The sequence below is a fragment of the Klebsiella sp. S69 genome, from assembly GCF_016516145.1.
GTDB classification, from domain to species: Bacteria; Pseudomonadota; Gammaproteobacteria; order Enterobacterales; family Enterobacteriaceae; genus Klebsiella; species Klebsiella oxytoca.
On sequence record NZ_JACVUU010000004.1, the window covers coordinates 158033 to 170111 of the forward strand.

Consider the following 12079-nt stretch of genomic DNA (forward strand, 5'->3'; position numbering starts at 1 on the left):
GACGGATGCGGGCTATCGACCCGCCCGTTAACGCGGAAGCGAACGCCCCAATTTGGTGCGATTCTGGCTGACGGCAGGGCCTGAACAAGCATAATAACGGGTTGTTTTTTATTCAGATAAGCGCGGCGTTACGCTATGCCGCTGCGCTGTGCTACCTGGCATAATTAATGCTTATCTCTCCCGGGGATGACCTCAAAGTGAGTACAACCGGAGGAGACGACCATGATAAAAATAACGCTTCCTGACGGGCATTATTATGATGAGATGCTTACCGCACAGGGAGAGCAGCGTCAGCACTATAACGCCTGGTGGCAATGGTTTCGCAGTACCGATCAATTCTCTATCCGGCAGAAAAAAGAGCAGGCGGAGCTGCTCTTTCACCGCATCGGCATCACTTTTAACGTCTACGGCGAAGACGAGGGGACCGAACGTCTGATCCCTTTCGACAGCGTGCCGCGCATTATCCCCGCCGGCGAGTGGCAGCGAATCGACCGCGGCATCCGCCAGCGGGTGAAAGCGCTCAACGCCTTTCTTTACGATATTTACCACGATCAAAATATCCTGCGCGCGGGACTGATCCCGGCCGAACAGGTGCTGGCGAATGAACAGTATCAGCCCTGTATGCAGGGAATAAATTTACCCAATAACACCTATGCCCATATCACCGGGGTTGATATGGTGCGCAACAGCGACGGCCAGTATTACGTGCTGGAGGATAATCTCCGCACCCCCTCCGGCGTATCCTACATGCTGGAAAACCGCAAAATGATGATGCGGCTCTACCCCGAAATGTTCGAACAGCATCGTATTGCGCCGGTAGAACGCTACCCCAGCTATCTGCTGCAAACGCTGCGCGAAAGCTCGCCTGTGGACGACCCGTGCGTGGTGGTGATGACCCCAGGGCGGTTTAACAGCGCCTATTTTGAACACAGCTTTCTGGCCCAGCAGATGGGCGTTGAGCTGGTGGAGAGCGCGGATCTGTTTATTAAAACCGGGGCGGTGTATATGCGCACCACCGAGGGGCCGCGGCGCGTGGACGTTATATACCGGCGGATCGACGATGCGTATCTCGACCCGCTGGCCTTTCACGCCGACTCTATGCTGGGCGTGCCGGGGCTGCTGTCGGTGTACCGCGCCGGAGGCGTGGTGCTGGCGAATGCCATCGGCACCGGCGTCGCCGACGATAAATCGATCTACCCCTTCGTGCCGGAGATGATCCGTTTCTATCTGGGCGAGCAACCGATCCTCAGCAATATTCCCACCTGGCAATGCCGTAAAGCGGAAGATCTCAGCTACGTGCTGAGCCATCTTGAGCTGATGGTCGTGAAGGAGGTTCACGGCGCGGGCGGCTACGGCATGCTGGTCGGTCCGCGCTCGACCAAAGAGGAGCGCGATGCGTTTCGTCAGCGTCTGCTGGCAAACCCGGCCAACTATATCGCCCAGGACACCCTGGCGCTGTCAACCTGCCCGACCTTTATAGAAGAGGGGCTGGCGCCGCGCCATATCGATCTCCGGCCCTTTGTCCTTTCCGGTCAGGAGATCCGCCTGGTTCCCGGCGGCCTGACGCGGGTGGCGCTAACCGAAGGCTCGCTGGTGGTGAACTCGTCGCAGGGCGGCGGAACCAAGGATACCTGGGTGATGGAGGAGGACGAATCATGTTAAGCCGCACAGCGAGTGAACTCTTCTGGATGGCGCGCTATCTTGAGCGCGCGGAAAGCTATGCCCGGGTGCTGGACGTGACCTGGAAGCTGTCGATGATCCCCCGCCACAGCCAGCAGTCGCGGGATTTAGCCTTGCCGCTAAATCTATCGCTGACCCATGAGCTGTTTCAGGCCCGGCACGCGCGTTTCACCATGAGCAACCTGCTTAATTTTTTCGCCCTCGACGGCAACAACCCGTACAGCATTTTTAGCTGCGTCGAGATGGCGTGGAACAACGCCCACGCGGTGCGCGGCAGCCTGTCGGCGGAAGTGTGGGAAAGCATCAACGCCACGCGTATTGAGCTGCGAAAACTGCGCCAGCAGGGGATCGGCGAGCTGGGCAACGACGCCTTCTTTGAGTGGGTAAAAGAGCGGGTTCATCTGTTTCGCGGGGCGATTCTCGGCACGCTGCTGCGTAACGACGCTCTGAGCTTTATCGGTATCGGGACGCTGATCGAACGGGCATCCGCCACCGCCCAGCTGCTGCTGATTAAGGATCAGCAGTTAAACAGCGATCCCGATCCGGTCCGCGAGTATTACCGGCTGGATACGCTGCTTAACGCGGTCAGCGCACGCGAGGCCTATAACAGCATCTACCGCCAGCCGGTCAGCCGCGAAACGGTGATGGAGCTGCTGATCCTGCGCAACGATGTGCCGAGATCGCTGCGAGCGAGCATTTCCGACCTCGTCGGGCAGCTGGAGCAGATTGCCAACGATCGTTCGCACTTGCCGCTGCGCCTGGCGCACCAGCTTAACGTCGACCTGCGTTTTAGCACCCGCGACGATCTGGCGCAGGCTGATTTGCAGGTCACCCTTAATGCACTGCTGGCGCGGATTAACGCGCTTTCCGACAGCATCAGACAAACCTATCTGGAGGCGTTATGAAACTGGTAATCGATCACCTGACCCGCTACGGCTACGATGAAGAAGTGAAGTTTTCAACCCAGTACCTGCGCCTGACGCCGCGCAGCAGCGGTCGGCAGAAGATCACCGCCTGGACATTAACCCTGCCGGACGGTTCCGCCGTCGCCACCACCGACGCGTGGGGCAACGTGCTGCACGTGCTGACGCTGGATAATCCGCATAAAGAGATTACCATCCGCGCCAGCGGGATCGTCGATATCGTGGAAGAGGGGGAAGAGATTGGCGCGGAGCCGCAGGAGCTGCTGTCGCCGCTGGTTTTCTTGCGCTGTACCCCGCTTACCCGCGCTGACGGCCCGATCCGCGAATTTGCCCAGCGCTGGTATCAGCCGGAGGCTCAGGAAGCGAGCCTGAACCGGTTAATGGCCGAGCTGCTGCTGAGAATGCCCTATTCGCCGGGCGCCACGCAGGTACAGGACTCGGCCGCCGACGCGTTCGCGCGATCGAAAGGGGTTTGCCAGGATCACACCCATGTGTTTCTCGCCTGCTGCCGGGCGCTGGCGATCCCGGCGCGCTACGTCAGCGGCTATGTCTACAGCGATAACGCCGAGCATGTCGCTATGCACGCCTGGGCCGAAGTATGGCTGAACGATCGCTGGCAGCCGTTTGATATCACGAACAATACCCGCCGTCTGAATCAGCATTTGCGGCTGGCGACCGGGCTGGACTATCTTGATGCGTGTCCGGTGCGCGGTACCCGCCTCGGCGGCGGCGGAGAAATTTTGTTAACTAACGCTGAGGTGCGCGAGCATTCACAGCAGGCGCAGCAGCAATAACCGCAGGAATGAAACGATGACCTATTGCGTGGCCATGTGTTTGTCAGATGGACTGGTGTTTGCCTCAGACTCCCGCACCAACGCGGGAGTGGACCATATTGCAACGTTTAAAAAACTGCACGTTTTCCATCAGGATGGCGAACGCGTCATGGTCCTGCAGTCTGCGGGTAACCTGGCCACGACTCAGAGCGTGATTAGCCTGCTCAGCGCCCGCATTCGTACCCAGCAGGAACCGAATCTGATGCAGGTGACTTCGTTATACGACGCGGCGATGCTGATCGGCAAAACGTTGCAGGAGGTGATTCAACGCGACACCAGCAATCAGCAGAACTGCGGCAATACCAACTTCAACTGTAACCTCCTGCTCGGCGGGCAGATTGCCGGGGAAACGCACCGGCTGTTCCATATCTATCCGGAAGGCAACTTTATTGAAGCCACGCGCGACACGCCCTATTTCCAGATTGGCGAGAGTAAATACGGCAAGCCGATCATCGACCGGGTCCTGACCATCGATACCCCCCTTGAGCAGGCGATGTGCTGCGCGCTGATCTCGATCGACTCTACCTTGCGCAGCAATCTTTCGGTGGGACTGCCGCTGGACACGCTGCTCTACCGCAGCGGTAGCCTGAGCAGCGCCGGGCAGCATCGGATCACCGAAAGCGATCCCTATTTCAATACCATTCGCAAAGCGTGGTCCGAGGGGTTACAAAGCACCTTCCTGCAGCTGCCGCCGTTCACGCCGGGCGGCCAGGATCAGGGGGCGAAATAGCGTCCCGGCGTCATGCCGGTCATGGTGCGGAAAAAGTAGATAAAGGCGCTATCGCTGGCGAAATCAAGCGCCATCGCGGTATCGGTAATCCGCTGCCCGGTAGCCAGCATCTCAACTGCCTTCATTAATCGCCACTGCTGACGCCACTGCTGGTAGGACATACCGGTATCGCGGCGGAACAGGCGGCTGATGGTTTTTTCGCTGGCGCCGCAGCGGGCTGCGAGCGTCCCAAGCGCCGGCGGTAGCGCATCGCCGGAAAGCTGCGCCAGCCGTTTATCCTGCGGCAGCGCCAGCATCATCGGCTCCTGGGCGGCGGCGCGAATTTCCGCCTGGCACAGGGCCGCGAGATGCCGCGCCGGCTCGGCTTCCCAGTCGGTATCCCAGGGGCTGGCGCAGATACGCTCTAAGAGTTCGCGCAGCAGCGGCACCACGTTGAGTATCGCCGCCTGCGTTGGCAATTGAGGGTAACGCTGCGGCTGAAACCAGACTGAACGATAATCGACAATATTTTTCATCTCCGCGCGATGGCTGATACCGGCCGGGATCCAGGCGGCGCGTCCCGGCGGAAGCAGGCACAGTAGCGCGCCATCGTCGAGCGTCAAACGTACGCATCCCTGACGGGTAAACAGGATCTGCGCCATCTTATGCTGGTGGCTGCCGGAGTCATGGTTACCCAGCGCCGACTGCACGCCAATCAGGCTTTTTGTTAACGCATCCGGATTGAATGCCGCATCAGCGTCAAGCCAGGCCATAATGTCTGATTTCCGATATTTAAAGTCATTATGTTTATAATGTTCGATAAACGGCTTACCTACAATAGCGCCTCTTGTTTATCAGGAGGTAGATATGTTGGGACGTGCCGCGCTGGTACTGGTTACTGCGCTATTGATGTTTCCGCAAATAGCGGAAACGATTTATAGCCCGGCGCTGACCGATATCAGCGCCCGGTTTTCCGTGAGCGCAGCGCAGGCGGCGCAAACGCTCTCCGTATACTTTATCGGTTTTGCCGTCGGCGTTCTGTTGTGGGGCGGATTCAGCGATCGCTACGGTCGGCGCCCGGCCCTGCTGGCGGGGTTAGGTGTCTACGCGGCGGGGTGCCTGCTGGCGCTGTGGGCCAGCGATTTTTCGCTGCTGCTGGTGGCGCGGATCGTCACGGCCGCTGGCGCGGCAACCGGCTCAGTGGTGACGCAGACGGTTCTGCGGGACTGCTATAGCGGGCGGCAGCTGGCGGGGATTTTTTCGTTTATCGGCCTGGCGCTGGCGGTGAGCCCGGCCATCGGGGTCTATATCGGCGGCGGGTTGACCGCCATCTGGGGTATGCGCGGCGTATTCAGCGCGCTGGCGATTTTTGCCGCCGCGCTCCTGCTGGGCTGCCTGTGGTTGATGCCGGAAACGCGCCCGCATAACCTCAGGGGAGGGTCGTTTCTTGACGTGCTGAGGCGGATGGCGGGCGACAGGCGTATCGCTCTGGCGGCAATTCTGGTGGCGGCATTTAACATCAGCCTGTTCAGCTACTACAGTCTGGCTCCCTTTCTGTTCGCCAGATTCGATCTCGATTCCCTGGCCTTTGGCTACAGCGGCGTGGCGCTTGCCGCGGGTTCGCTGTTCGGCGCGCTGCTTAACCGCCGTCTGCTGCGTCAGAATGTCCCGCTGGGGCAAATGCTCGCGATCGCCTGCATCCTCCACCTGGCGGGCGCTGCCGCCGTGTACGTGCTGCGGGAATCGCTGTGGTTTGTGGCGCCGGTCGCGCTGGTCACCCTCGCGTATGCGATGGCGATCCCGCTGGTTCTGGGATCGGCGCTGAGCGCCTATGGCGACTGTCGGGGCACCGCCGGCGCCATTTTCGGCTTGTTTTATTATCTTCTGATAGGCGCCAGTCTGCTGGCGGTCGGATGGGGGCAATCGCTGGGCGCATCGCTGCTGCTGTGCGCTGGGGTAAGCCTCATCGCCGGGTGGCGCTATATGCACTCGCTCAACGACGCATAAGGCCGATTTCTGGCAAAGCTTAGTGATTTAATTTCTTTGTTATTTAACGCGTTATCTCACATCTTCGGGGGAGCAAAACGATAACGCGAAAAGGTAGCGTCAGGAATGGCAAAAAGCAGATCGGCCTATTTGCATCCGCAGCAGCGCGAGCGGATTCAGCAGTTGTCCCGCAGCTGGCTGTGGCGCAGCGAACTGCCGACCTGGCTATTGATTTTTGCGATCTACGGCGGCTGGTTTGCCTCGCTGGCCTGGTGGCGCGCGCTGGGGCTGTTCCCGGCCACGCTGCTGCTGGTCTGGTTCACCGCCTGGTATATGTCACTGCAGCACGAGTTCATTCACGGCCATCCCACCTCGCGGCCGTGGTTTAATCAACTGCTGGGGACTCTGCCGCTGGCGGTCTGGTACCCCTATGGTCTGTATCGCGACTCGCACCTGGCGCACCATAATCATCATCTGCTGACGCAGCCGGTTGACGATCCGGAATCCTACTATTTTACGCCGCAGAGCTGGCAGCATTTTGCCCCCTGGCAGCGCAGTCTTATTCATCTGCGCAATACGTTTATCGGCAGGCTGCTGGTAGCGCCGCTGCTGGATATTGCCCAGACGCTCAGCTGCGCGCTGACGGCGCTGCGTCTTCGGCGGGTGAAGACGCTAGCGATGTGGCTGGTTCACGGCCTGCTGCTGGCGGCGCTGTTCGCGTGGATGCATCACCTTGACTTTTCGCCGCTCTATTTCGTGCTGGCTGTCAGCTATCCTGCGCTGGCGTTAACCAAAGTGCGCTCTTTTCTTGAGCACCGCGCCGCGGACGATCCGCTGGCCCGTTCGGTGATTAACGAGGCGGGGCTGGTCTGGCGGGTGCTGTTCCTCAATCTCAACTACCATTCAGTGCATCACGATTTGCCGGGCGTACCGTGGTACGGGCTGCGAAAAATCTATCTGCATAATCAGGCGGAGTATCAGCGGCGCAACGCCGGGTTTGTGGTGCGCGGCTACGGTGAATGGCTGCGGCATTTTTTTGCCAGACCGGTGACGGTGAATGCGCATCCCGGGTTCAACCAGCAGGGTAAGGCGGATGAAGAGCATGAGTGAAAGGCTGGCGTTTCCGATGTACGCGGTGAATGACGAGGATACTCAGGCGCTCTGGTGGGCGGTGCGGCAGCTGCTGGCGGCTCGCGGCGTGGTGGATGAGGATGGGCTGTCATATACGGTACCTGAGGATCTGCTGGCGCACTGGCGCCATCCGGCGCTGCTGTTGAGCCAGACCTGCGGTTATCCGCTGGTGACGCTGTTGGCGAACGTGCAAACGGTCGGCTGTTTTCACTATTCGGCGCCCGGATGCGAAGGGCGGAACTACCGCAGCCTGCTGGTGGCGCGTAAAGCGGACGGTGGTCAGGTGCTGGCAGATTTTCGCGGGCGTCGGGTCGCGTGCAATTCGCCGGATTCCCAGTCCGGCTATAACGTGCTGTTAAAAATGATCGCGCCGCTGTCGCGCGATGGGCGTTTCTTCTCAACGGTCGCGTTTAGCGGCAGCCATCGCCAGTCGCTGCGTGAAGTTCAGCAGGGGACGGCGGATATTGCCGCCATTGATTGCGTGACCTGGGCGCTGCTGCAGCGTCATCAGCCGGAGGCGCTGGCGGGGCTGACGGTGATTGCCCATAGCCCGCTGGCCCCGGGGCTACCGCTGATTACGTCGGCGACGACGCCCGTGGAGACGCTGGAGTTGCTCAGAGAGGCGTTGCAGCAGCTGGTGAGCGATGAACGCTATCAGCCGCTTTGCGAAGCGCTGTTTATCTGCGGCTACAGCGATATGCGGCGCGCGGACTATCAGCCGCTGCTGGCGTGGCGTGAAGAGGCCGCGGCCAGAGGCGTTGTGCGGCTATAGTTGGCAATTTCCCCGGGCCGCGGCGCAAGCGCCTTGCCCGGGCTACCCGATCGCAGGCGGTTGTGAACCCGTAGCCCGGCTAAGCGCAGCGCAAGCCGGGAAGAAAACTGCAGCAAGGCATCAGGCAGCACCCCTTCCCCGGAGGCGGCGCGTTGCGCCTGTCCGGGCTACCGATCCGCAGGCGGCGGTGCCCCTGTAGCCCGGTCAGCACAGCGCCACCGGGAAGCAAGTCGCAGCGCGGTCAGCGAGTCGAATTCGGGCGTTAACGTCAATTGGCGTAGGGGAGCGTCGGGCTGGCGAGCGAAGCGAGTTAAAACGCGCTCGGGCTGACGGCGTCGATCCTCTCTCCGCTAACCGGATGCACGAAATGCAGTTCGCTGGCGTGCAGCATCAGGCGCGGTGCCTGTTCTGTTCCCGGAAGCGCCATGCCGCCGTACAGATCGCAGCCCAGAATAGGGTGGCCAAGGTGCTGGCAGTGAATACGCAACTGATGGGTGCGGCCGGTTTCCGGCGTCAGCTGGACTCGCGTTACCGGCACTTGACCTTGATAGCGCAGGCGCTCCACGACCCGATAGCCGGAGCGGGCAGGTTTGCCGTGGCGCGGGCAAATCGTCATCAGCGGAAACAGCGCCGGATCTTTGGCTATCGGAGCGTCAACGGTTCCTTCATCATCCGCCAGATGCCCGCACAGCAGCGCGCTGTAGACTTTGCTCACCGCACGCTGGCTGAACTGCTGGCAGAGCGCGGCGTTGATGGCCTTGTTGCGCGCAATCACCATCAGCCCGGAGGTGCCGAAATCAAGACGGTGCGCCAGCGTGCAGCCGGGAAACTGTTGTACCAGTCGATAATGTACCGAGTCGAGATTCAGGGGATTTTTCCCCGACAGGCTCAGCAGGCCTGAGGGTTTATCGATCAGCAGCAGATGGTCATCCTGGTAGAGGATATCGATTTCAGCGTGGCACGGCGGGGCGATAAAGGTATCGATAACGGTAGACATCAGGCTGCACGGAGAGAGAGTGGAGGCGGATAATAGCGTATTATTCGCCTTCACGCGAGCTATGCGGTGACGGTACTCATGGCCTTAATATGCTGCCAGAAACGTTCGGCGGACTGGTTGAGCCGCGCACCGGAGCGATAAATATAGGCGCCGATCGGCAAGGACAGGCTCTCATCCATTATCGTCAGGCGGCCTTCCTCGAGCTCGCGCTTGATAGAGTATTGCGGCAGCCAGCCCACGCCGTCGCCGTTGAGGATCATACGTTTTAACAGCTCGCTCATTGAGGAGACAAAGGTCAGCGAGAAGGTAATTTCCGGCTTGCGGTCGATCACCTGATTCACCTGGCGCCCCATATAGCTGTCGTTGGCGTATTTCATCAGCGGCAGCACCCCGCGATGCAAATTAAAAAGCGGTCTGCCGTGCTTATCGCAGGGAGAAACGAGGTGCAGCGCTGAGTCGAAAATTTTATGATTGATAAACGGATAGTTCATCAGCTCTTCATTATAAAACGACAGGATAAAATCACTTTTGCCTTCTTTAAGATTAAATACGGCATCGTTGACATTAATCGATTCAACATGAAAAGTTTTATTTTTCCGGTCGGTATAACCGGCGATAATTTCTGGCAGTAATAAAACGGAAAGCGACGGCGCGGCGTCGATTCTTATTTTCTGCGTGGTGTTGTTCAGCCCTTTAATTCGGCTGATCTGGAAGTCCATATCGTCGAGCATATTTCGTGCGTAGCCAACGAAAATCTTCCCGCGGTTGGTCAGCTGCAGCGGGTTTGCCGAACGGTCGAAGATGCTGAAGCCCAGCGAAGACTCGAGCGCCTGAATGCGGCGGCTGAAGGAGGACTGCGAAATATTGCGGCTTTTGGCCGCGAGCGTAAAGCTTCTGGCTTCCTCAAGGGCAATCACATCGTAAAGCCATTTTACTTCAAGATTAGCCAGCACCGATCCATTCCTCATTCCTGCAATAAATGCTATGCAATTTTAGCATAATGCATAGAAACTATGCAATTAACATACTTACCTACAGGTGTTAACATTTTTAGCAGAGTTAGCTTATGAGGTATACGTGCCAACGATATTTCTAAAGTACAGGCGAAACCCTACACGAGCACGATTTTAAATCGCCGGCTCTGGTCTGTTCATCCTGGTTATTTAATTGCACGATGGTTTTTTTATTAAAATAAATCCATCTGCTTAACTAACGGGTTGAAATAACCGAATAGCATCTTATCCAGCCAATAGTTTGTCAGGAGTGCCATGTCACGTATTGAATCAGTAAAAGACGCTCTTCTTGCGCTCGGAATTCAGGAAAGCAGCGAGCTGTTTTATAACCCCGATTACGACTTGCTGATTGCGCATGAAACCAGTGCAGAGCTCACCGGCGCGGCGCGCGGCGTCATGACCGAGTCCGGGGCCGTTGCCGTGGATACCGGGATCTTTACCGGACGCTCTCCGCGCGACAAATATATCGTCAGAGACGAGCTGACGCGTGACGCCGTCTGGTGGTCCGATTCCGGCCTTGGCCGCAACGATAATAAGCCGTTATCCACGGAGATTTGGGCTGACCTGAAGACGCTGGTTGCCGGACAGCTGAGCGGCAAAAAATTGTATGTTGTCGATGCCTGGTGCGGCGCCAGTCCGGCAACGCGCCTGGGCGTCCGCTTCGTCACCGAAGTGGCCTGGCAGGCGCACTTCGTCAAAAACATGTTTATTGCGCCGAGCGCGGAAGAGCTGGCTGAATTTACGCCGGACTTCGTCGTCCTCAACGGCGCGGGCTGCACCAACGACAAATGGCAGGAACAAGGGCTGAATTCCGAGAACTTTGTCGCCTTTAACCTGAGCGAAAAAATTCAGCTGATCGGCGGCACCTGGTACGGCGGCGAAATGAAGAAGGGTCTCTTCTCGGTGATGAACTATCTGCTCCCGCAGCAGGGGATCGCCTCGATGCACTGTTCAGCTAACCGCGGCGAAGCGGGAGACGTGGCGCTCTTCTTTGGTCTGTCAGGCACCGGCAAAACCACGCTTTCCACCGACCCGCTGCGTCAGCTGATCGGCGATGACGAGCACGGCTGGGACGATGAAGGCGTGTTTAACTTCGAAGGCGGCTGCTATGCCAAGACCATTAATCTTGACCCGCATGCCGAACCGGAAATTTACGGCGCGATTCGTCGTAACGCGCTGCTGGAAAACGTGGTGGTCAGAGCCGATGGCAGCGTGGATTACGCCGACGGCAGTAAGACTGAAAATACCCGCGTTTCTTATCCGCTGTCGCATATTGACAACATCGTGAAACCGGTATCGCGCGCGGGCCATCCGTCGAAGGTCATTTTTCTTGCCGCCGATGCTTTTGGCGTGCTGCCGCCGGTATCCCGTCTGACAACCGAGCAGATGCAGTATCATTTCCTGTCGGGTTTTACCTCGAAGCTGGCCGGAACCGAACGCGGCATTACTCAGCCAACGCCAACCTTCTCCGCCTGCTATGGCGCGGCCTTCCTGCTGCTGCACCCGACGCAGTATGCCAGCGTTCTGGCAGCGAAAATGGCGGCATCGGGCGCCGAGGCCTGGCTGGTGAATACCGGCTGGAACGGAGAGGGCAAGCGCCTTTCACTACGCGATACGCGCAATATCATCAGCGCGATCTTAAACGGCACTACCGGTGAGCTGCGCGAGGAGACGGTCCCGGTGTTCGGTCTGTCTATTCCGCAAACCGTGCCAGGCGTGGATAGCGCGCTGCTTGACCCGCGTAGCGGCTGGTCTTCCGCCGACAAATGGCAGGAGAAGGCCGAAAGTCTGGCGCAGTTGTTTATGGATAACTTCAGGCAATATAGCGATACCGAAGCCGGTGCCCGCCTGGCGTTAGCCGGTCCGACGCTGACAAAATCAGCCGTCACGGCCTAAGGCATTTTTTCAGCGACCAACCCGGGCAGCCGCCCGGGTTTTTTACGTTAGCCATCGCCGGGTGAATGGCGCAGGAACTTGACTCTGCCTGTTTAGCGATTATAAATAAAGGGATGCAGGGCTCAGGATTGGGTCAAAA

The 12079-nt window shown here is 58.7% G+C and carries 11 protein-coding genes; 8 read left to right on the forward strand and 3 right to left on the reverse strand.

Going from position 1 to position 12079, the window contains the following annotated elements:
• Window positions 1–222 precede the first annotated feature (222 nt).
• The 4 genes from IAE27_RS06130 to IAE27_RS06145 are packed head-to-tail and all read left to right on the forward strand — an operon-like array spanning window position 223 to window position 4166.
• The gene (locus IAE27_RS06130) at window positions 223–1662 is read left to right on the forward strand and encodes a circularly permuted type 2 ATP-grasp protein (RefSeq protein ID WP_163529089.1); all 1440 of its coding nucleotides are present in this window, start codon (window positions 223–225) and stop codon (window positions 1660–1662) included.
• Entirely contained in the window at window positions 1656–2585 is a 930-nt protein-coding gene (locus IAE27_RS06135; protein WP_004103215.1) for an alpha-E domain-containing protein, read from the forward strand. The genes IAE27_RS06130 and IAE27_RS06135 overlap by 7 nt, the downstream gene beginning before the upstream one ends.
• The gene (locus IAE27_RS06140; protein ID WP_004103213.1) at window positions 2582–3397 is read left to right on the forward strand and encodes a transglutaminase family protein; all 816 of its coding nucleotides are present in this window, start codon (window positions 2582–2584) and stop codon (window positions 3395–3397) included. The genes IAE27_RS06135 and IAE27_RS06140 overlap by 4 nt, the downstream gene beginning before the upstream one ends.
• 16 nt (window positions 3398–3413) lie before the next feature.
• The gene (locus tag IAE27_RS06145; RefSeq protein ID WP_070556925.1) at window positions 3414–4166 is read left to right on the forward strand and encodes a proteasome-type protease; all 753 of its coding nucleotides are present in this window, start codon (window positions 3414–3416) and stop codon (window positions 4164–4166) included.
• On the opposite strand, the gene IAE27_RS06150 is transcribed toward IAE27_RS06145, so the two are convergent.
• Entirely contained in the window at window positions 4151–4918 is a 768-nt protein-coding gene (locus IAE27_RS06150) for an AraC family transcriptional regulator (RefSeq protein ID WP_163529091.1), read from the reverse strand. The genes IAE27_RS06145 and IAE27_RS06150 overlap by 16 nt on opposite strands.
• Window positions 4919–5012: 94 nt before the next feature.
• Here IAE27_RS06150 and IAE27_RS06155 point away from each other — a divergent pair, with 94 nt between their 5' ends.
• The 3 genes from IAE27_RS06155 to IAE27_RS06165 all read left to right on the forward strand — a co-directional run bounded on the left by IAE27_RS06155 (window position 5013) and on the right by IAE27_RS06165 (window position 8034).
• Window positions 5013–6152 (forward strand): multidrug effflux MFS transporter, encoded by a 1140-nt coding sequence (locus IAE27_RS06155; protein ID WP_200092137.1) that lies wholly within the window; start codon window positions 5013–5015, stop codon window positions 6150–6152.
• Window positions 6153–6257: 105 nt separating this feature from the next.
• The gene (locus IAE27_RS06160) at window positions 6258–7241 is read left to right on the forward strand and encodes a fatty acid desaturase (protein ID WP_016808865.1); all 984 of its coding nucleotides are present in this window, start codon (window positions 6258–6260) and stop codon (window positions 7239–7241) included.
• Window positions 7234–8034: a phosphate/phosphite/phosphonate ABC transporter substrate-binding protein gene (locus IAE27_RS06165; protein WP_200092139.1), complete on the forward strand. Its 801-nt coding sequence runs from the start codon at window positions 7234–7236 to the stop codon at window positions 8032–8034. The genes IAE27_RS06160 and IAE27_RS06165 overlap by 8 nt, the downstream gene beginning before the upstream one ends.
• Window positions 8035–8344: 310 nt before the next feature.
• On the opposite strand, the gene IAE27_RS06170 is transcribed toward IAE27_RS06165, so the two are convergent.
• Window positions 8345–9031, reverse strand: coding sequence for an RluA family pseudouridine synthase (locus IAE27_RS06170; RefSeq protein ID WP_004103197.1), 687 nt, complete (start codon window positions 9029–9031; stop codon window positions 8345–8347).
• Window positions 9032–9090: 59 nt separating this feature from the next.
• Window positions 9091–9984: a LysR substrate-binding domain-containing protein gene (locus IAE27_RS06175; protein ID WP_004103196.1), complete on the reverse strand. Its 894-nt coding sequence runs from the start codon at window positions 9982–9984 to the stop codon at window positions 9091–9093.
• Between the two features lie 315 nt (window positions 9985–10299).
• On the opposite strand from IAE27_RS06175, the gene pckA reads away from it, so the two are divergent.
• A complete protein-coding gene (gene pckA / locus IAE27_RS06180) occupies window positions 10300–11940 on the forward strand; it encodes a phosphoenolpyruvate carboxykinase (ATP) (protein WP_200092141.1) in 1641 nt (546 codons plus the stop codon).
• Window positions 11941–12079 lie beyond the last annotated feature (139 nt).

Coding starts and splice junctions, on each gene's coding strand:
- IAE27_RS06130 (WP_163529089.1), top strand. CDS start 223: ATGATAAAAATAACGCTTCCTGACGGGCATTATTATGATGAGATGCTT.
- IAE27_RS06135 (WP_004103215.1), top strand. CDS start 1,656: ATGTTAAGCCGCACAGCGAGTGAACTCTTCTGGATGGCGCGCTATCTT.
- IAE27_RS06140 (WP_004103213.1), top strand. CDS start 2,582: ATGAAACTGGTAATCGATCACCTGACCCGCTACGGCTACGATGAAGAA.
- IAE27_RS06145 (WP_070556925.1), top strand. CDS start 3,414: ATGACCTATTGCGTGGCCATGTGTTTGTCAGATGGACTGGTGTTTGCC.
- IAE27_RS06150 (WP_163529091.1), bottom strand. CDS start 4,918: ATGGCCTGGCTTGACGCTGATGCGGCATTCAATCCGGATGCGTTAACA.
- IAE27_RS06155 (WP_200092137.1), top strand. CDS start 5,013: ATGTTGGGACGTGCCGCGCTGGTACTGGTTACTGCGCTATTGATGTTT.
- IAE27_RS06160 (WP_016808865.1), top strand. CDS start 6,258: ATGGCAAAAAGCAGATCGGCCTATTTGCATCCGCAGCAGCGCGAGCGG.
- IAE27_RS06165 (WP_200092139.1), top strand. CDS start 7,234: ATGAGTGAAAGGCTGGCGTTTCCGATGTACGCGGTGAATGACGAGGAT.
- IAE27_RS06170 (WP_004103197.1), bottom strand. CDS start 9,031: ATGTCTACCGTTATCGATACCTTTATCGCCCCGCCGTGCCACGCTGAA.
- pckA (WP_200092141.1), top strand. CDS start 10,300: ATGTCACGTATTGAATCAGTAAAAGACGCTCTTCTTGCGCTCGGAATT.